Raw genomic sequence first — 19,051 nt, 5'->3', positions numbered from 1 at the left:
CGGGTGTGTGGCCCAGGACACCGAGCCTCGACGTGGTGGCCTGGAACGTCCACCCCGCCCACTACGCTGGAACGCATGTCTGCGTCCGTCCCCGCCGAGTTCGACACCACGCTACTCGACACGCTGCGCCGCCGTGTCGTCATCGGCGACGGTGCGATGGCCACCATGCTGCAAGCCACCGACCTGACCCTGGACGATTTCCGCGGGCTGGAGGGCTGTAACGAGATCCTCAACGAGACCCGCCCCGATGTCCTGCGCGGCATCCATCGGGCCTATTTCGAGGCGGGCGCCGACGCGGTCGAGACCAACACCTTCGGCTGCAATCTGTCCAACCTCGCCGACTACGACCTCGGCGACCGGATCCGTGATCTCTCCGAGCGGGGCACCCGCCTGGCACGCGAGGTCGCCGACGAGATGGGTCCCTCGTCGGACGGTACGCCACGCTACGTGCTCGGTTCGATGGGGCCCGGCACCAAATTGCCCACTCTGGGGCACGCCCCGTTCGCCGCGCTGCGCGACGCCTACACCGAGGCCGCTCTCGGCATGCTCGACGGCGGCGCCGACGCGATCCTCATCGAGACCTGCCAGGACCTGCTGCAGGTGAAAGCGGCCGTGACCGGCAGCAGGCGCGCAATGGCGAAACTGGGGCGTCGAATCCCCGTCATCACGCACGTCACGGTGGAGACCACCGGCACGATGCTGGTCGGCAGCGAGATCGGCGCGGCGCTCACCGCGCTGGAGCCGCTTGGCATCGACATGATCGGGCTGAACTGCGCGACCGGCCCGGCCGAGATGAGCGAGCACCTGCGCCACCTGTCCAGGCACGCGCAGGTGCCGGTCTCGGTGATGCCGAACGCCGGGCTGCCGGTGCTGGGCGCGGACGGGGCGGTGTACCCGCTGTCGCCCGAGGAGTTGGCGGTAGCGCTGCGCGGGTTCGTCACCGAGTTCGGGCTGGCCTTGGTAGGCGGTTGCTGCGGGACCACGCCCGAGCACATCCGCCAGGTCACCGCCGCGGTGCGTGAAGTGGAGCGCACCCTCCCGCCGATCGCCGAGCGTCGCGCGCCGGTGCACGAGCCGAGTGTGTCCAGCATGTACACCGCGGTGCCGTTCGAGCAGGACGCCTCGGTCCTGATGATCGGCGAGCGGACGAACGCGAACGGTTCCAAAGCGTTCCGCGAAGCCATGCTCGCCGGGGACTGGCAGAAGTGCCTGGACATCGCCAAGGACCAGACTCGCGACGGGGCGCACATGCTCGATCTGTGTGTCGACTACGTCGGCCGCGACGGCGCGCGCGATATGGCCGAGCTGGCCGGTCGACTGGCCACCGCCTCGACGCTGCCGATCATGCTCGATTCCACCGAGGCCCCGGTACTGCAGGCCGGGTTGGAACACCTCGGCGGTCGCTGTGCGGTCAATTCGGTGAACTACGAGGACGGCGACGGTCCCGATTCGCGTTTCCAGCAGACCATGCGGCTGGTCGCCGAGCACGGCGCCGCGGTGGTCGCGCTGACCATCGACGAGGAGGGCCAGGCCCGCACCGCGGCGAAGAAGGTCGAGATCGCCGAGCGGCTGATCGCCGACATCACCGGCAACTGGGGGCTGTCGGAAAGCGACATCATCATCGACACGCTCACCTTCACCCTCGGCACCGGCCAGGAGGAGTCGCGCCGCGACGGGCTGGAGACCATCGAGGCCATCCGTGAACTCAAGCGCCGCCATCCCCGCGTGCAGACGACGCTGGGCCTGTCCAATATCTCCTTCGGCCTCAATCCGGCGGCCCGACAGGTGCTCAACTCGGTCTTCATGCACGAGTGCGTCGAGGCCGGGCTGGATTCCGCGATCGTGCACGCCTCCAAGATCCTCCCGATCAGCCGGATTCCCGACGAGCAGCGCGAGGCCGCGCTGGATCTGGTGTACGACCGCCGAGCAGAGGGGTACGACCCGCTGCAGAAGCTGATGGCCCTGTTCGAAGGCGTGTCCACGTCCTCGTCGAAGGCGTCGCGTGCGGAGGAACTGGCCGCGCTGCCGCTGTTCGAGCGGTTGGAGCGGCGCATTGTCGACGGTGAACGGGCGGGGATGGAGGCCGATCTGGACGCGGCCATGACCGAGGTGCCGCCGCTGCGGATCATCAACGAGACCCTGTTGTCGGGGATGAAGACGGTCGGCGAGCTGTTCGGCTCCGGCCAGATGCAGCTGCCGTTCGTGTTGCAGTCGGCCGAGGTGATGAAGGCCGCCGTCGCGTACCTCGAGCCGCATATGGAGGCCACCGACGACAGCGGCAAGGGGCGCATCGTGCTGGCCACCGTCAAGGGCGACGTGCACGACATCGGCAAGAACCTGGTCGACATCATCTTGTCCAACAACGGTTACGAGGTGGTCAACCTCGGAATCAAGCAGCCGATCTCGGCCATCCTCGACGCGGCGGTGGACAAGAAGGCCGACGTCATCGGCATGTCCGGTCTGCTGGTGAAGTCGACCGTGGTGATGAAGGAGAACCTCGAGGAACTCAACGCCAAGGGCGTGGCCGAGCAGTTCCCCGTGCTGCTCGGCGGCGCGGCGCTCACCCGCTCGTACGTGGAGAACGATCTCACCGCGGTGTACGCGGGCGACGTGCACTACGCGCGCGACGCGTTCGAGGGCCTGCGGCTGATGGGCGACATCATGACCCGCAAGCGCGGCGGCGAACTCGACCCGGACAGCCCGGAGGCCGTCGCCGAGCGGGAAAGGGCCGCCGAGCGCCGAGCGCGTCACGAGCGCTCCAAGCGGATCGCCGCGGAGCGCCGCGCGGCCGAGGTCCCCGTCGTGGTGCCCGAACGCTCCGACGTCGCGGCCGAGCTGCCGGTGCCGGTGCCGCCGTTCTGGGGCACGCGCGTGGTGAAAGGTCTGGCCCTGCACGAATACTCGGGTCTGCTCGATGAGCGGGCCCTGTTCCTGGGGCAGTGGGGCCTGCGTGGGCAGCGCGGTGGTGACGGCCCCAGCTACGAGGAACTGGTGGAGACCGAGGGCAGGCCGCGCCTGCGCGCCTGGCTGGACCGGCTGAGCACGGAAGGCGTCCTGCAACACGCCGCGGTCGTGTACGGCTACTTTCCCGCGGTGTCCGAAGGCGACGATGTCATCGTGCTCACCGAGCCGGAACCCGATGCGCCGGAACGGTACCGGTTCACCTTCCCGCGTCAGCAGCGCGACCGGTTCCTGTGCATCGCCGACTTCATCCGCTCGCGGGCGTACGCCCGAACGACCGGTCAGGTCGACGTTTTGCCGTTCCAGCTGGTCACCATGGGGCAGCCGATCGCCGATTTCGCCAACGAGCTGTTCGCGGGCGACAGTTACCGCGACTACCTCGAGGTGCACGGCATCGGCGTCCAGCTCACCGAGGCGCTGGCCGAGTACTGGCACCGCCGCATCCGCGAGGAACTCGTCCTCGACGGCCACGCGGTCGCCGACTCCGACCCGGCGGACGTGGTGGACTACTTCAAGCTCGGCTATCGCGGCGCACGCTACTCCTTCGGTTACGGCGCCTGCCCGGAGCTGGAGGACCGCGCCAAGCTGGTCGATCTGCTCGAGGCCGACCGCATCGGCGTCGCGCTGTCCGAAGAGTTGCAGCTGCATCCGGAACAGTCGACGGATGCCTTCGTCCTGGTGCATCCGGAGGCGAAGTACTTCAACGCGTAGCCGTGCGCGGATGTGGCGCGGCGTCGGGGCCGGTCGGCGATCGCTGTGTGGCCTGCGAGCCATAGCGAAATGCTGTCGTGCCAAGGGCCTTTGCTACCTGCCCTGATGTCGTGTCGCGCGGGCACCGGAGCGTTCGTCGGCGCGTCACAGGGGCGGGCGCGCGCGGTTTACCTGGGCGATCGTCCATCCCCGTGCCGGGAGGTGGATGTCTGTCGGGTAGATGTGCCATTGTCGAAGGCGTTGTAACTGCATCCGGGGCAGTCGGCGGATGCGTTCGCGTCCCTGCTCAGTGGTGCGAAGCACCTCGGCGCGTACGCCTTCGGAGTCTTTCCGGGCTTGCGCGTGGAGTGCGAAACGGCTAGGCGCGCAAGTAGGAGAGGCACACCACCATGACGGCGGATCGACTGATCGCGGGACGGTATCGGCTCACGGATCCGATCGGCACCGGCGCCATGGGTGTGGTCTGGCGGGCGACCGACGAGCGGTTGCAGCGCACCGTCGCGGTCAAACAGGTGCTCCTGGGTCCCGGACTGACCGGGTCAGCGGCGCTGGAGGCGAAACGGCGTGCCATGCGGGAGGGGCGGATCGCCGCGCGCCTGCACCATCCGAACGCCATCACCGTGTTCGACGTGGCGGAGGAGGACGGCCAGCCCTGGCTGGTCATGGAGTACCTGGACGCGCCGAGCCTGGCGGCCAAACTGTCGGGCGATCGCACGTTGCCGCCGCTCGAGGTCGCCCGGATCGGCGCGCAGGCGGCGAGCGCCCTGGCGGCCGCACACGACGCGGGGATCATGCACCGGGACGTGAAGCCGGCGAACCTGCTGGTCGCCGACGACGGCACGGTCAAGATCACCGACTTCGGCATCTCCCGCGCGGTCGGCGACGTGACGGTCACGGCCACCGGATTCCTCGCCGGGACGCCGGCCTATCTGTCGCCGGAGGTGGCTCGTGGCGAGGATCCGGAACCGGCTTCCGACGTCTTCGCCCTCGGTTCGACGCTGTACGCGGCGGTGCAGGGCACCCCGCCGTTCGGCGAGGGCGACAACCCGCTCGCCCTGCTGCACGCGGTCGCGCGGGCCGAGATCCCGCCGCCCGAGTCCGCGGGCTCGCTGGGGCCGGTGCTGATGTACCTGCTCGCTCCCGCCGTCGCCGACCGCCCGACCATGCGGGAGGCGAAAACGCTCCTCGAAGCCGTTGCGGCGGGGCTGGATCCACAGTTGCCCGCGGCGGTGACCAAGGTGATTCCCGCGCCCGCCACGGCTGCCGCCGCGACCACCGTGCTGCCGAACCACCCCGCCGCAGTGTCGCCGGAGCAGTCCGGCGATACCGGAGTCACCACGGTCGTACCCGCCGCGGAGCCGGGTCCACTCGCGCCGCGACCGGTTACGCCACCCCCGGCGCCGAGGCGGGCCGGGATGGCTGCGACGTTGCCGGGCGTTCTGCGTGGCCCGCAGCGAGGCCGGTTGATCGCCGTGGAAGTCGCCGCGGTGGTCGGGGTGCTGATCCTGATCGGTGTCATCGCGATGCTGGCCGGAGCGGACGGCGAGGGCGGAGCCGCGCCGACCTCGTCGGCGGTGCCTCCGGCCGCTGTGGCGCCCGAGAACGCACCGGCCGACCCGGCCGGAACCGAGTCGCGGCAGGCCCCGGCGCAAGCTCCAGGCCGAGCCCCGGCGCAAACCTCCGCCGCCGCATCGCCCGTACCCACGTCCGGGCCCGTGCCGGGGCCCGCGCCCACGTCGGCGGGTGCCCCGCCGCCCCCGCCCGCCCCGGGAACCACTCCTCCGGCGCAAACGACGAACCCCGCACCGAGCACCACCCCGCCGCCGTCCAGCACCACACCGCAGCCCACCACGTCGAGCCCGGTCCCGACCACCACCGGGCCGGCCACCACCGCGACGACCACTCCGTCCGGGCCACCCACGTCCGATCGGATCGCCTCGTTCATCCAGGGCTATTACGGCATGCTGCCCACCAACGTGTCCGGCGCATGGACGCAGCTGGCGCCCGGTTACCAGGCGCAGACCGGCTACGACTCCTACGTGAAGTTCTGGGGCACCATCCGTGCGGTGAGCGTGGGCTCGGTCACGCAGAACGGCGGGAATCGGGCGGTGGTCGCGCTCACCTATACCTTGAAGAACGGAACGACGACGTCCGAGAACCGCTGGATCGAGGTCGTCGGCGACAGCGCCAAGCTGCAGATAGCGGCGTCGGGCACTTAGTCGCTGTTCGCTTCTGCCGTGATCCCCTGCGATGCGGTTCGGATGCAGCCTCGGCCGCACGACACTGTGGTCGACCGCCCGGCCCCGCGCCGGGGTGCGCTGTTCGATCCGGCGGCCTCGGCTGGGCGGGGGCCACCGACCTGCTTCGTCCGGCGATACGGTTCGTGCGACCGTCTCGGCCGGTGATCGCGGTCGCCGCGCAGTGCCCAGGACATGGACGAGATCTAGGAGAAGGACCGAAACGTGACAGCGCGACTGGCTGGAGTGCTCTGGGACATGGACGGCACGCTGCTCGACTCGGAGAAACTCTGGGACGTGGCGGTGCGGGAGCTGGCGCGCGAACACGGTCACGAGATGACCGACGCGGTCCGGCACGCGCTGATCGGGGCGTCGGGCCCGAACGCCCTGCGCATCATGTTCACCGGCCTGGGCATCGAGCCGACGCCCGGCTCGCTGCGGGCGGCGGGGGAGTTCCTGGAACGGCGGGTGACCGAATTGATGACCGGCCCCATCCCGTGGCGGCCGGGCGCGAAGGACGCGCTGGCCATGGTCCGCGCCGCGGGTCTGTCCAGCGCGCTCGTCACCAATACCAAGCGGTCGCTCACGGAGTTCGGTCTCGACACGCTGGGGCGCGACTTCTTCGACGTCTCGGTCTGCGGCGACGAGGTGGCGCACGGCAAGCCGGAGCCGGATGTCTATCTGCGCGCCGCCGAGTTGCTCGGGCTCGCTCCGGAACAGTGTGTCGCGGTGGAGGACTCGCCCACCGGCGCCCGCGCGGCGCAGGCGGCGGGTTGCGCGCTGGTGGTCGTCCCGTGCGAGATTCCCGTGCCGGACGCGCCGGGACGGTTGTTCCGCGATTCACTCGTCGGGCTGACCGTCGCGGATCTGGAACAGGCTCTGCGCCTACGCGATTGAGCGGTTCGGGCGAGCGCGGCACGTGCGGCCGCCGCGCTCTGCGGGACGAGAGTTACTGTGCCGCAACGGGAGTGCGCGCAGATGGTAGGTGTGACCGTGATCACCGGCAATCTCGCCGAATCCCGGGCGTGTCGGCGAGCGCTCCACCAAAATGACGCCATGGCAGCGTTGGGCGTCCTCGACGAGATCATAGATACCGCACGGTATCCCCTGGCGGATCCGGAAAGCTCCGCGCTGCGCGAAGCGGTGCGGCGCGCCCGCGCGGAACTGGCCGACACCGGCTGCACGGTGCTGCGTGGTTTCATCCGACCCGAGCTGACCGACACCCTGCGGGCGCAGGGGGAGCGGATGGCCCCGCACGCGCATTACGAGGTCGAGCAGGTCAACGCCTACAACATCCCCCTGGACGCCGACCTGCCGGAAGACCATCCGGGCCGGATCGTGCTGGAGCGCGGCAACGCCTTCGTGCCCCGCGACCGCATCCCCGCCGACGCGCTGATCCACCGCCTCTACACCGACGAGTTGTTCCAGCGGTTCGTCGCCGACTGCTTCGGTTTGGCCGAATTGCACGAGTTCGCCGATCCCCTCGCCGGACTGTGCCTCAACGTCGTCGCGCCGGGTATGTCGCATCCCTGGCATTTCGACACCAACGAATTCACCGTCTCGATGCTGACCCAGCCCGCCGAGGACGGTGGCGTCTTCGAGTACTGCCCCAACATCCGCACACCCGAGGCGGAACACCTCGACGACGTCCGCGCCGTGCTCACCGGTACCGGCGAGCGTTTCGTCCAGCGGCTCGAACTGCGTCCGGGCGACCTGCAGCTGTTCCAGGGTCGCTTCTCGTTGCACCGCGTCTCACCCGTCAGCGGTGCACGCCAGCGCCATTCGGCCATTTTCGCCTACACCGATCGTCCCGGAATGGTCGGCACGGTGGAGCGCACCCGGCAATTGTTCGGCCGCGTGCTCCCCGACCATCTAGCCGCCGCGGCCGACGCCGTCCGGGGCGATCGACTGCTCGACTGAGCCGAACGGCTCGACTGACCGAGCTCGACCCGAGAGGACCGACAGTGCCAGTGCCGTTACACACGACCGGGAAAGCGTCTTTCGACGACATCTACGACCGCCCCGATCCGCGCGCGTACTACACGCGCATGTCCGAACTGGACTACCGCATTCCGGAACTGGCGAAACCGTTCTTCCAGCAGCAGATTCGGGAATTCCGCGCCTCCGCGCGGGTCACCGCGCCGACAGTGCTCGACATCGGCTGCTCCTACGGCGTGAACGCCGCGCTGTTGCGTTTCGACACCACGATCGGCGAGCTGGCCGAGCATTACACCGTCGCCGACATCGACCGGGCCGGCCTGATCCGGCGCGACCGAGCCCGGGTCGCGGCGGAGACCGCGGCCGACGACGTCCGCTTCCTCGGTATGGACGCCTCCCGCCCCGCCCTCGACTACGCGCGGGAAGCCGGGCTCCTGCACGATGTGGTGCACGCCGATCTGGAGTCCGGCGAACCGACCGATGAGCAGCGCGCCCTGCTGGCGACCGCCGATCTCGTCGTCTCCACCGGCTGCGTCGGCTACGTCACCGAGAAGACCTTGACGCGCGTGGCCACGGCGCACCCGCGCAGGCGGCCGTGGATGGCACACTTCGTACTGCGCATGTTCGACTTCGCGCCGATCGAGGCGGAACTCGCCGCGCTCGGCTACCGGACCGAGCAGGCGCCGGGGTTGTACGAGCAACGCAGGTTCGCCTCCGCGGCCGAACAGGCGCAGGTACTGAACACCCTGTCCGCCAAGGGAATCGACACGACCGGCCGGGAAGACCAGGGATGGCTGTATGCGACCCTGTATGTGTCCAGGCCGCTGCCGAAACATCACGCCGACACCGAGGACTCGCATTGACCGAACGCACCTTCGCCGCCGACGACCACCTTCCCCGGGTGCCCCTGCCGACGCTGGAGGACAGCTGTGGCCGATTCCTGCAGTGGTGCGAGCCGCTGCTGACCGCCGACGAACTCACCGCCACCCGGGCGGCGGTCGAGGACCTGTTGCGGCCCGGCGGGCCGGGGCGCACGCTGCACGCGGCGCTCGCTGAGTACGACGCGACGCCCGGCGTCGGCAGCTGGCTGGACCTGTTCTGGCCGTCGCGCTACCTGGGCAGGCGGGACCGGATCGCGCTGAACGCGAACTTCTTCTTCCTGTTCCGGGACGACACGCCGCTGGCCGCCTCCACCGCCGCCACCCAGGTGGACCGCGCCGCGGGCATCATCTCCGCGGCCGTCGACTACAAGCTGGCGCTGGACCAGGAGGCCATCCCGCCGGTGACCCAGCGGGGACAGCAGCTGTCCATGTGGCAGAACAAGTACCTGTTCTCCGAGACCAGGATCCCCGGCGTGGAGCAGGACACGGTGCGGGTCCCCTACAGCGCGGAGTGGCCGGGCCCCTCCCAGGCCCGGCACATCGTGGTGTTCTTCCACGGCAGCCCGTTCCGGATGGACGTCATCGGCCCGGACGGAGCGCCGTATTCGCCGGAGGATCTCGCCGACGGTTTGCGCGCGGTGCTCAAGGCGGGCGCACGCCCGGCCCGCACCGACACCGCGGTGGGGCACCTCACCACCAAGGCCCGTGCGGAATGGGCGGAGAGCAGGCAGCGGCTGCTGGCCGAGCCGGCGAACGCCGCGGCGCTGGACGCCATCGAGACCGCGCTGTTCGCCGTCTGTCTCGAGGACTTCGCTCCGCGCGACGAGCAGCACGCCTGCGACGAGCTGCTGCACGGCGACAGCGCCAACCGGTGGTTCGACAAGTCCGTCTCGTTCATCGTGTTCGGTGACGGGCAGGCGGGCATCAACGTCGAACACTGCGGACTCGACGGCACCACCATCCTCTCGTTCGTGGACACCCTGCTGGAGACGACGGTGCCGGCCCACGCCGCCCGCTCCGGCGCGCAGGCGCAGGGGCTGCCCTCGGTCGAGCCGATCGAGTTCGTGCTGGACGAGGCGCAGCGCGGCGATATCGCCGCGGCAGCCGCCGACTTCGCCCGCTACGCCGCCGCGAACGCCACCCAGACGGTCTCGTTCCCGGACTTCGGCACCGCCAGGGCCAAGCAGCTGGGCATCTCGCCGGACGCCTTCGCGCAGCTGAGCTACCAGCTCGCCCACCGGCGCAGCAAGGGGCTCACCGGCGCCACCTACGAGTCCATCGCGACCAGGCAGTACCGCAACGGCCGCACCGAGGCCATGCGGGTGGTCACCCCGGAGATGATCGCCTTCGTGGACACGATGCAGGACCCGGCCGCCGACGCCGAGGCGAAGCTCGCCGCGGCGCGGACGGCCGCGGCGGCGCACGTGGAACGGGCCAAGCAGTGCCAGGCCGGGGACGCGCCCGAGCAGCACCTGTGGGAGCTGCAGTGGATCCAGCGCAGGCGCGGCGCGGAACTGGGCGTCACCGACCCGATCCCGCTCTACGACAGCCCGGGCTGGACGATCATGCGCGACGACTACCTGAGCACCAGCTCGGCGCCGTCGGTCAACATCCGCTACTTCGGTTTCGGCTCCACCAGCTCCCGCTGCATCGGCATCGCCTACGTGCTGCTTCCGGACCGCTGGAATCTCTACCTGGCCACCCCGAAGCCGGTCGCCGATCAGATGTACGCGTTCGCCGATCACCTCCGCACGGCAGTCGCCGATCTGCAGGCGTTGCTCGCCGGGAACTAGGCGCCCTCCGCCCGGTTCTCCCGCGCTCGGCCGGGTGCGGGAGAACCGGGCGGACGCTGTACCAGGCCATCGTGGGCCGGAGCAACGGGCTCGCATCCGGGTCTGAAACAATGGCTCATCGTGAAGAACTTCGAATCCCTGTTCGCCGAGCTGCAGGATCGTGCGGTCAACCGCCCCGAGGGGTCCGGAACCGTTGCCGCGCTGGACGCAGGCGTGCATACCCAGGGTAAGAAGGTGCTCGAGGAGGCCGGTGAAGTGTGGCTGGCCGCCGAACACGAGAGCGACGAGTCGCTCGCCGAGGAGATCTCCCAGCTGCTGTACTGGGTGCAAGTGCTGATGGTGGGCCGCGGGCTGAAGCTCGAGGACGTGTACCGACATCTGTGACGGCCGTCCGACACCCCCGTATCTCCTCCCGAAAGGACTCCTCCCATGCTGCGCGTCGCAGTCCCCAACAAAGGCGCCCTGTCCGAATCCGCCGTCTCGATCCTCACCGAGGCGGGCTATCGCAAGCGCACCGATTCCCGTGACCTGACCGTTCTCGACCCGGCAAACCAGGTCGAGTTCTTCTTCCTGCGACCCAAGGACATCGCGATCTACGTCGGCTCCGGGGAACTCGATCTCGGCATCACCGGGCGTGATCTGGCGTGGGATTCCGGCGCCCCGGTGCAGGAACGCCTCGCCCTCGGGTTCGGCCGCTCCACCTTCCGCTACGCCGCCCCGGCCGGGCGGGAGTGGAAGGTCGAGGACCTCTACGACAAGCGGATCGCCACCTCCTACCCGAACCTGGTGCTGAACGACCTGCGCCGCCGGGGGATCGAGGCCGAGGTGATCCGTCTCGACGGCGCGGTGGAGATCTCCATCCAGCTCGGCGTCGCCGACGCCATCGCCGACGTCGTCGGCTCGGGGCGCACACTGCGTCAGCACAATCTGGTGGCCTTCGGTGCATCGCTGTGTGATTCCGAGGGGGTGCTGGTCGAGCGCAAGGACGCCGACCAGGGCGACCGGGCGCGTAACCAGCTCGTCGCCCGGGTCCAGGGCGTGGTCTTCGCCCAGCAGTACGTCATGCTGGACTACGACTGCCCGAAGGACCTGCTCGACGAGGCGTTCGTCATCACCCCCGGCCTGGAGTCGCCCACCGTCGCGCCGCTGGCCGACACCGGCTGGGTGGCCGTGCGGGCACTGGTGCCGCGCAAGCAGAGCAACGAGCTGATGGACAAGCTGGCCGACCTGGGCGCGAAAGCCATCCTCGCCACCGACATTCGCTCCTGCCGCGCATTCTGAACGCCGGATTCGTCCGATCCGCCTGATCCGCTCACGCTGAGCGCAATCGGTGTGTGCTGTGACCAGGTGTTGCTACCGTGCGGCCTCTCGATGAGGAAACGCAAGGAGCCCCCGTGTCACAGTCATCACCCGAGGAGCAGTCGGGCAGCACATTCGCATGGAACGAGGATTGGCTGGCGGCGATCGCCGGGCTGATCCTGATCGCGCTGGTCCTGCTCGGCGTGATTCCGGATTGGCTGGTGCCGTGATGGCCGGGACCGGCGCCGAAGCGGCGAACGAACCGGACGCCCGGACCGAGAGCAGGCCCGCGGCGGGGCGTGCCGATGTTCCGTCCTCGGAAACCGAGGCGGTGCAAGCGGTATCCCGTCCGACGGCCGGTGCCATCGCGGCCGGAATCGCCGTCGTGCTCGTGCTCGGCGCCCTCACCCGGTACTTCGAGACGCACGTCCCGCGGTGGTCGGTGGACACTCCGTTCCAGCGGGTCGCCAAGTCGATCGAATTCCCGGTGTACGCCATCGCGCTCGGCTTGATCGGCAACGTGGTGCTGACCAAACTCGCGCTGCGCGATCGGCTTTCGGCGGGCTTCCGCACCGAGTTCTTCATCAAGACCGGTGTGGTGCTGCTCGGCGCGTCGATCAATCTGAAGATCCTGGTCACCGCGGCGGGCCCGTCGATTCTGCAAGCGCTGCTGCTGATCACGGCCGTGTTCGGCTTCACCTGGTGGCTGGGCGGGCGCCTGGGGCTGGACGACAAACTGCGCGCGCTGCTGTCCTCGGCGGTGTCGATCTGCGGCGTCAGCGCTGCGATCGCCGCGGCGGGCGCGGTGCAGGCCCGGCGCGAGCAGATCGCCTACGCGGCCTCGCTGGTGATCGTCTTCGCGCTGCCCTCGATCTTCCTGCTGCCCTGGCTGGCGGGGGTGCTCGGGTTGCCGGACGCGGTCGCGGGCGCCTGGATCGGCGGCAACATCGACACCACGGCCGCGGTCGCGGCCTCCGGCGCGATCGCGGGGGAGAAGGCGCTGCAGATCGCCACCATCGTCAAGACCACGCAGAACGCCCTGATCGGCGTCGTCGCGATCGCGCTGACCGCGTACTTCACGCTGCGCGTCGAGCGGACGCCGGGAGCGGCGCGGCCGTCGGCTCGGCAGTTCTGGGAGCGATTCCCGAAGTTCGTGCTCGGCTTCGTCGCCGCCTCGATCATCGGCACGCTGTACCTGCAGACGGCGGACAAGAAGTCCGGCGCCGCGCACATCGCGATCGTCAACGATCTGCGCACCTGGTTCCTGATCTTCGCGTTCGTCTCCATCGGCTTGGAGTTCTCGCTGCGCGGCCTACGGGAAGCGGGCTGGCGACCGGTCGTGGTGTTCGGGTCCGCGGCGTTGGTGAATCTCGCTGTCGGCCTTGGACTTTCGGTGCTGTTGTTCCACAACTTCACCGTCTGAGTTGCGCTGATGGGCGCGGCCGAATACCGGCTGCGGTGTCGCCCGATCCCGGACTCCGGGATCGGGCGGCGGCGAGCAGTTTCATCGACCGGATGCGCGGTTCGGCTCGAAGACTCCGAAGCCGATCGGGAAGACTGTCAGGCGTGCCGGAGAGCATCGATGACGAGAAGACCGAGATGAGACCGGGCAGCCGAGCGACCGCCCCGGCGGCGGCGCGCGGAGTCCCCGAGCGGGGCCCCACGTGGACGCGATTGCGGAACCTGCTGATCATCGCGGGCGACGCGGTGCTGGTGGCCGTTCTGATCGGAACGATCGTCCTGCTGGGCGAGCGCGGCACGTCCTTGGACTTCCTGGTGGCCGCCCGAGGTCACTAGCCGTCAGTCCGATACGGCTTCGGCCAGGGTTTCGTCCGGGGCTTCGGCCGCGTCGCCGCTGGGCCAGCCGGGGTAGGGCGGCGGCGTGCCGCCGAACGCCGGGCACAACGGCTTGTAGTCGCAGTAGGAGCACATCCGGCTGGTGTTCGGCGGGAAGTCCCCGGTGCGGCCTGCCTCGCGGATCGCCGCCCACAGGGCCGAGAGCGTGCGCTCGAAGCGCAGCAATTCCTGCTCGTCGGGGGCGTAGGTGAGGATCTGCTCGTCGGCCAAGTAGAGCAACCGCAACTGGGCGGGCACGAGCCCGCGGGTGCGCAGGACCACCAGGGCGTAGAACTTCAGCTGGAACAGCGCTGTGGTCTCTTGCGTGAGCCCCGGCACGCGGCCGGTCTTGTAGTCCACGACGCGCAGGGCGCCGCTCGGTGCGACGTCGATCCGGTCGACGAACCCGCGCAGCAGCGCGCCGTCGTCCAGTTCGACCTCCACCCGCGCTTCGCGTGATTCCGGGTCGAACCGGGTGGGATCCTCCAGCCGGTAGTAGCGGCGCACCAGCGCGCGCACCTCGCCGAGGAACGCGTCGAGCCGCTCGCCGGCGATCAGCTCCGCGACCTCCGGCTGCTCGGCGCGCACCCGCGCCCACGCCGACGGCACCAGGGCGTCGGCGCGCTCGGGCACCCGTTCGGCGGCGGGCAGCCCGTAGAGGTCCTCGAGCACCGCGTGCACCACCGTGCCGCGCACCGCGTGCACGGACGGCTGTTCCGGTATCCGATCGATCGCACGGAACCGGTATTTCAGCGGGCACTGCTTGAAATCCATTGCCCGGGAAGGCGACAGCGCGGGCCGGGCGCGGCTCGCGGCGGCAGCGAACTGCGGGGTCCGCGCGTCGTCGGCAGGGGGCGTGGACACGGGCGAGCACATACCTGGCAGGCTATCCCGCGGCACCGACACGCCGGTGCGCGACAGCACGGATTCCAACCAGCGGAACGGAGATTCATGACGGCCAGACGGACCGGGCCATTCACCATCGGTGACCGGGTGCAGCTGACCGATGCCAAAGGGCGCCTGTACACGGTGGTCTTGGAGCCGGGTAAGGAGTTCCACACTCATCGTGGCGGGATCAAGCACGACAGCCTGATCGGCGCCGACGAGGGCAGCGTGGTGCACTCCACCAACGGCACGCCGTACCTCGCGCTGCGTCCGCTGCTGATCGACTACGTGCTGTCCATGCCGCGCGGCGCCGCGGTGATCTACCCCAAGGACGCCGCGCAGATCGTGCACGAGGGTGACATGTTCCCCGGCGCGCGCGTGCTCGAAGCGGGCGCGGGATCCGGCGCGCTGACCTGCTCGCTGCTGCGGGCGGTCGGGCCGCAGGGGCAGGTGGTGTCCTACGAGATCCGCGCCGACCACGCCGAGCACGCGGTCCGCAATGTGGAGACGTTCTTCGGGGAACGACCGGCGAACTGGTCGCTGACCGTCGGCGATGTGGCCGACTACACCGGGGAGCCGGTGGATCGCGCCGTGCTGGACATGCTCGCGCCGTGGGACGCGCTCCCCGCCGTGTCCAAGGCGCTGGTGCCGGGCGGCGTGCTGATCGTCTACGTCGCCACCGTCACGCAGCTGTCGAAGGTGGTCGAAGCGCTGCGCGAGCAGGAGTGCTGGACCGAGCCGCGATCGTGGGAGTCGCTGGTGCGGCCCTGGCATGTCGTCGGCCTCGCCGTGCGGCCCGAACATCGCATGCAGGGTCACACCGCTTTCCTGGTCAGCGCCCGCAGGCTGGCCGAGGGCACCGTCACGCCCAAGCCGCAGCGCAGGCCCTCGAAGGGCTGAGCGCGGCCCGGGCGGGTGCGCGCGGCGCTCGGCCCGCTCAGGCCGGGACGCAGGGCGCCTGCGCGAAGCCGAGCAGCAGGCAGCCGCTGGCGTCCGACAGCTTCCAGGTGCCGTCGACGTTCTCCCAGCTCAGCGGCACGGCGGGCGCGGCGCCGTGCGGGGAGGTGATGGTCACCTGCGCGTTCGCGGTGGTGCCCTGGACGGTGAGGTCGGCGACGGTGAAGGTGAGCGTGTAGCCCTGCAGGCCCTTGTTCATCTGGTCGATGTTCGCGGTGCGCTGCTCACCGTTGACGATCAGCTTGGACTTCTCCGCGGTGGGTACATTCGAATCGGCGAACTTGCCGAGCATCGCCTGCAAGCTCTCGGCGGTCGGCGCGGCGGTCGCATGGTCGCCGTGATCGTGGGTACCCGAGGCGGCGGCGCTGGTGGTGGCCGAGGTCGCCGTAGCGGAGTCGTCGTCGGATCCGCAGGCCGCCAGTGCGCCGGAGATGGCCAGCGCCGCGGCGGCGGTGGCAAGGGATACACGCAGGGTTCTCGCGGGAAGGAGCATGGTCGGCAACCTTTCGGCTCGGGTGGCGGGCGGGCTCGCCAGGGTCGGGTTAGGGCAGGCTAACATGGTGGTCCGGCCGCCGATCGCGGCCCAGATGTGATCACCACGAAACCATGTCGGAAAGCGAGAACGGGTCGCGCCCGGTAGCGTTGATAGACCGGGACTGGGAGGAGCAGCACATGAGCCCCATCGAGAATTCGGATTCGGCGGCCTGGAGAGAGCTCGAGGCGGTACGCGCCGAGGCGGCTGCACTCCGAAGGCAACTCGCCGACTCGCCAGATCGCACACGGGAATTGGAAGCCCGCATCGATTCGCTGACCATTCGCAACACGAAGCTGATGGACACCCTCAAGGAAGCGCGCCAGCAGCTGGTGGCGCTCCGTGAGGAGGTCGATCGGCTGGGTCAGCCGCCGAGCGGATACGGCATCCTGATCGGTGTGTACGACGATCAGACGGTCGACGTGTTCACTTCGGGTCGCAAGATGCGGTTGACGTGTTCACCGAACATCGAGACCTCGACGCTCGAGTACGGTCAGACCGTCCGCCTCAACGAGGCGCTCACGGTCGTCGAGGCCGGGCACTACGACGCGGTCGGCGAGATCGGCACCCTCCGGGAGATCCTCGACGACGGACGTCGCGCCCTGGTCGTCGGTCATGCCGACGAGGAGCGCGTGGTGTGGCTGGCAGGCCCGCTGGCGAAGGTCGCCGAGATGGACGACCTGGACGACCCCGATTCCCCCATTCGCAAGCTGCGGCCGGGCGACTCGCTGCTGGTGGACTCGAAGGCCGGTTTCGCCTTCGAACGCATCCCCAAGGCCGAGGTCGAGGACCTCGTGCTGGAAGAGGTGCCCGACGTCGACTACGGCGACATCGGCGGTCTCGGCAGGCAGATCGAGCAGATCCGCGACGCGGTGGAGCTGCCCTTCCTGCACAAGGACCTGTTCCGCGAGTACGCGCTGCGCCCGCCGAAGGGCGTGCTGCTCTACGGTCCGCCCGGCTGCGGCAAGACGCTGATCGCCAAGGCGGTGGCCAACTCGCTGGCCAAGAAGATCGCCGAGGCGCGCGGTGAGGACGCCAAGGAAGCCAAGTCGTACTTCCTGAACATCAAGGGCCCGGAGCTGCTCAACAAGTTCGTGGGCGAGACCGAGCGCCACATCCGGATCATCTTCCAGCGGGCGCGTGAGAAGGCGTCCGAGGGCACGCCGGTGATCGTGTTCTTCGACGAGATGGATTCGATCTTCCGCACCCGCGGCTCAGGCGTCTCCTCCGACGTGGAGACCACGGTGGTGCCCCAGCTGCTGTCGGAGATCGATGGCGTCGAGGGCTTGGAGAACGTCATCGTGATCGGCGCCTCCAACCGTGAGGACATGATCGATCCGGCGATCCTGCGGCCGGGCCGCTTGGACGTGAAGATCAAGATCGAGCGGCCGGACGCGGAGTCCGCGCAGGACATCTTCTCGAAGTACCTCACCGAGGAGCTGCCGCTGCACGACGACGATCTGGCCGAGTTCGGCGGCGACAAGGGCCTGTGCATCCGCGCGATGATCGAACGGGTCGTCGACCGGATGTACGCCGAGAGCGAGGACAACCGCTTCCTGGAGGTCACCTACGCCAACGGTGACAAAGAGGTCCTGTACTTCAAGGACTTCAACTCCGGCGCCATGATCCAGAACATCGTGGACCGCTCCAAGAAGTACGCCATCAAGGCGGTGCTCGACACCGGCAATCCGGGCCTGCGGATCCAGCATCTCTACGATTCGATCGTGGACGAGTTCTCCGAGAACGAGGACTTGCCCAACACCACGAATCCGGATGACTGGGCGCGCATCTCGGGCAAGAAGGGCGAGCGGATCGTCTACATCCGCACGCTGGTCACCGGCAAGAACGCCAGCGCCAGCCGCGCCATCGATACCGAGTCGAACACCGGTCAGTACCTGTAAGGTTCCGCCGGACCACGTAGGGTCGCGTCTCTCCGGAGGCGCGGCCCTTCGCCGTTCGTGCAGGAGCCAGGTCGCAGTCGGATCGTGCCGGTCAGGCGGGCGGCGGGCCGTCCGGCAACCGGTCGGGCAGGCCGAACCTCGGGTAGAGAGCGTCGAGGTGGAAACGGGTGATCCTGCCGATGCGGTCGCCCGCTGGTGTGAGCACGATCAGGCCGGCTGGAGTCGCGACCGGGCGCACCGCGTCGTCGAGGTAGGCGCCGAACGCGGGCAGGCCGTTGGCTCCCGTCGGCACCAGGTGGACGCGGCGCTCGCCACTGTAGGCGAAGGAAGCGGACAGGAATTCCGCGATCGCGGCCGGACCGTGGTACTCGTGTGGCGCGGGCGGCATCGAAAGCCACGCGTCGTCGGTGAGCAGGGCGATCACGCCTTCGACGTCGCCCGAGAGGTACGCTGCGGCGAAACGGCTTGCGAGAGCGCGTTCTTCGGGAGCGGCCCGGCGCGGAAACGTTCGGCCCCGATGCCGGTCGAGCGACGCCCGTGCGCGTTGCAGATGTCCCTTGACCACGGTGGGCGTGACGCCGAGGAGGTCGGCCACCTCGGCGACGGGGAAGCCGAGGACGTCGCGCAGCACCAGGGTCGCGGCTTGGCGCGGCGGCAGCCGCTGCAACCCCATGACGAAGGCCAGCTCGACCGCTTCGGTGGCCGCGTAGCGGGCCTCCGGGCCGGGCGCGGGATCGGCGATGTCGAGCTTGCTGTCGGGATATGGCTGCAACCAGCGCAGTTCGTCCCGGCGGGTGGGTTCGGGCGGCGAGAACGGGGGCACCGGCTCGGGCGGCACCCGGCGGCGGGCGTCCCGCAGCGCGTTGAGGCACCGGTTGGTGGCGATGCGGTACAGCCACGAGCGCAGCGACGACCGTTGCTCGAAGCCCGGCAGGCCGCGCCAAGCCGCCAGCAAGGTCTCCTGCACCATGTCCTCGGCATCGGTCATCGAGCCGAGCAGGCGGTAGCAGTGCAGTTCCAACTCGCGCCGGTACGGGTCGGTGAGGACCCGAAACGCCGACTCGTCGCCCGCACATGCCCGTTCCAGGGTCGTCTGCTGCACGCCGTCGATGGTGCCAGT

The 19,051-nt window shown here is 69.4% G+C and carries 16 protein-coding genes; 13 read left to right on the top strand and 3 right to left on the bottom strand.

Annotated features, from left to right (window positions below):
• The first annotated feature begins 75 nt into the window (after positions 1–75).
• The 11 genes from metH to ABZ552_RS19415 all read left to right on the top strand — a co-directional run bounded on the left by metH (position 76) and on the right by ABZ552_RS19415 (position 13,617).
• Positions 76–3,672, top strand: coding sequence for a methionine synthase (gene metH / locus ABZ552_RS19465; RefSeq protein WP_281879343.1), 3,597 nt, complete (start codon positions 76–78; stop codon positions 3,670–3,672).
• A 389-nt stretch (positions 3,673–4,061) separates the two neighbouring features.
• The gene (locus ABZ552_RS19460) at positions 4,062–5,891 is read left to right on the top strand and encodes a serine/threonine-protein kinase (RefSeq protein ID WP_357438769.1); all 1,830 of its coding nucleotides are present in this window, start codon (positions 4,062–4,064) and stop codon (positions 5,889–5,891) included.
• 243 nt (positions 5,892–6,134) lie between these two features.
• Complete coding sequence (locus tag ABZ552_RS19455) at positions 6,135–6,806, top strand: HAD family phosphatase (protein ID WP_357438766.1); 672 nt, start codon at positions 6,135–6,137, stop codon at positions 6,804–6,806.
• 159 nt (positions 6,807–6,965) lie between these two features.
• Positions 6,966–7,829 carry an arpA protein gene (locus ABZ552_RS19450; protein ID WP_281918017.1) on the top strand — a complete coding sequence of 288 codons (864 nt, stop codon included), beginning with the start codon at positions 6,966–6,968 and terminating at the stop codon, positions 7,827–7,829.
• A 44-nt stretch (positions 7,830–7,873) separates the two neighbouring features.
• Positions 7,874–8,710, top strand: coding sequence for a class I SAM-dependent methyltransferase (locus ABZ552_RS19445; protein WP_281879347.1), 837 nt, complete (start codon positions 7,874–7,876; stop codon positions 8,708–8,710).
• Positions 8,707–10,521, top strand: coding sequence for a choline/carnitine O-acyltransferase (locus ABZ552_RS19440; RefSeq protein WP_281918018.1), 1,815 nt, complete (start codon positions 8,707–8,709; stop codon positions 10,519–10,521). The genes ABZ552_RS19445 and ABZ552_RS19440 overlap by 4 nt, the downstream gene beginning before the upstream one ends.
• Before the next feature lie 120 nt (positions 10,522–10,641).
• Positions 10,642–10,905: a phosphoribosyl-ATP diphosphatase gene (locus ABZ552_RS19435; RefSeq protein WP_039798430.1), complete on the top strand. Its 264-nt coding sequence runs from the start codon at positions 10,642–10,644 to the stop codon at positions 10,903–10,905.
• 45 nt (positions 10,906–10,950) lie between these two features.
• Positions 10,951–11,802, top strand: a complete 852-nt coding sequence (hisG, locus tag ABZ552_RS19430; protein ID WP_281879349.1) for an ATP phosphoribosyltransferase — start codon at positions 10,951–10,953, stop codon at positions 11,800–11,802.
• A 113-nt stretch (positions 11,803–11,915) separates the two neighbouring features.
• Positions 11,916–12,050, top strand: coding sequence for a hypothetical protein (locus ABZ552_RS19425; protein WP_281879350.1), 135 nt, complete (start codon positions 11,916–11,918; stop codon positions 12,048–12,050).
• Entirely contained in the window at positions 12,047–13,243 is a 1,197-nt protein-coding gene (locus ABZ552_RS19420) for a putative sulfate exporter family transporter (RefSeq protein WP_281918019.1), read from the top strand. The genes ABZ552_RS19425 and ABZ552_RS19420 overlap by 4 nt, the downstream gene beginning before the upstream one ends.
• A 143-nt stretch (positions 13,244–13,386) precedes the next feature.
• Complete coding sequence (locus tag ABZ552_RS19415) at positions 13,387–13,617, top strand: hypothetical protein (protein ID WP_357438760.1); 231 nt, start codon at positions 13,387–13,389, stop codon at positions 13,615–13,617.
• A 3-nt stretch (positions 13,618–13,620) separates the two neighbouring features.
• Here the strand turns inward: ABZ552_RS19415 and ABZ552_RS19410 are convergent, their stop codons facing one another.
• Positions 13,621–14,532, bottom strand: a complete 912-nt coding sequence (locus ABZ552_RS19410) for a RecB family exonuclease (RefSeq protein WP_281879353.1) — start codon at positions 14,530–14,532, stop codon at positions 13,621–13,623.
• 75 nt (positions 14,533–14,607) lie between these two features.
• Here ABZ552_RS19410 and ABZ552_RS19405 point away from each other — a divergent pair, with 75 nt between their 5' ends.
• A complete protein-coding gene (locus ABZ552_RS19405) occupies positions 14,608–15,441 on the top strand; it encodes a tRNA (adenine-N1)-methyltransferase (RefSeq protein ID WP_281879354.1) in 834 nt (277 codons plus the stop codon).
• A gap of 37 nt (positions 15,442–15,478) precedes the next feature.
• Here ABZ552_RS19405 and ABZ552_RS19400 read toward each other — a convergent pair whose 3' ends face one another.
• On the bottom strand, positions 15,479–15,991 hold the full coding sequence (locus ABZ552_RS19400) for a hypothetical protein (protein ID WP_281918020.1): 513 nt from the start codon (positions 15,989–15,991) through the stop codon (positions 15,479–15,481).
• Between the two features lie 179 nt (positions 15,992–16,170).
• On the opposite strand from ABZ552_RS19400, the gene arc reads away from it, so the two are divergent.
• Positions 16,171–17,931 carry a proteasome ATPase gene (gene arc, locus ABZ552_RS19395; protein ID WP_281879356.1) on the top strand — a complete coding sequence of 587 codons (1,761 nt, stop codon included), beginning with the start codon at positions 16,171–16,173 and terminating at the stop codon, positions 17,929–17,931.
• Between the two features lie 91 nt (positions 17,932–18,022).
• Here the strand turns inward: arc and ABZ552_RS19390 are convergent, their stop codons facing one another.
• Positions 18,023–19,033, bottom strand: coding sequence for an RNA polymerase subunit sigma-70 (locus tag ABZ552_RS19390; RefSeq protein ID WP_281879358.1), 1,011 nt, complete (start codon positions 19,031–19,033; stop codon positions 18,023–18,025).
• Positions 19,034–19,051 lie beyond the last annotated feature (18 nt).

It is taken from the genome of Nocardia sp. NPDC019219 (assembly GCF_040632645.1).
Lineage (GTDB): Bacteria > Actinomycetota > Actinomycetes > Mycobacteriales > Mycobacteriaceae > Nocardia > Nocardia sputorum.
The sequence above is the reverse complement of the archived record's forward strand: the minus strand, read 5'-3'. Positions and strand labels throughout refer to the sequence as shown.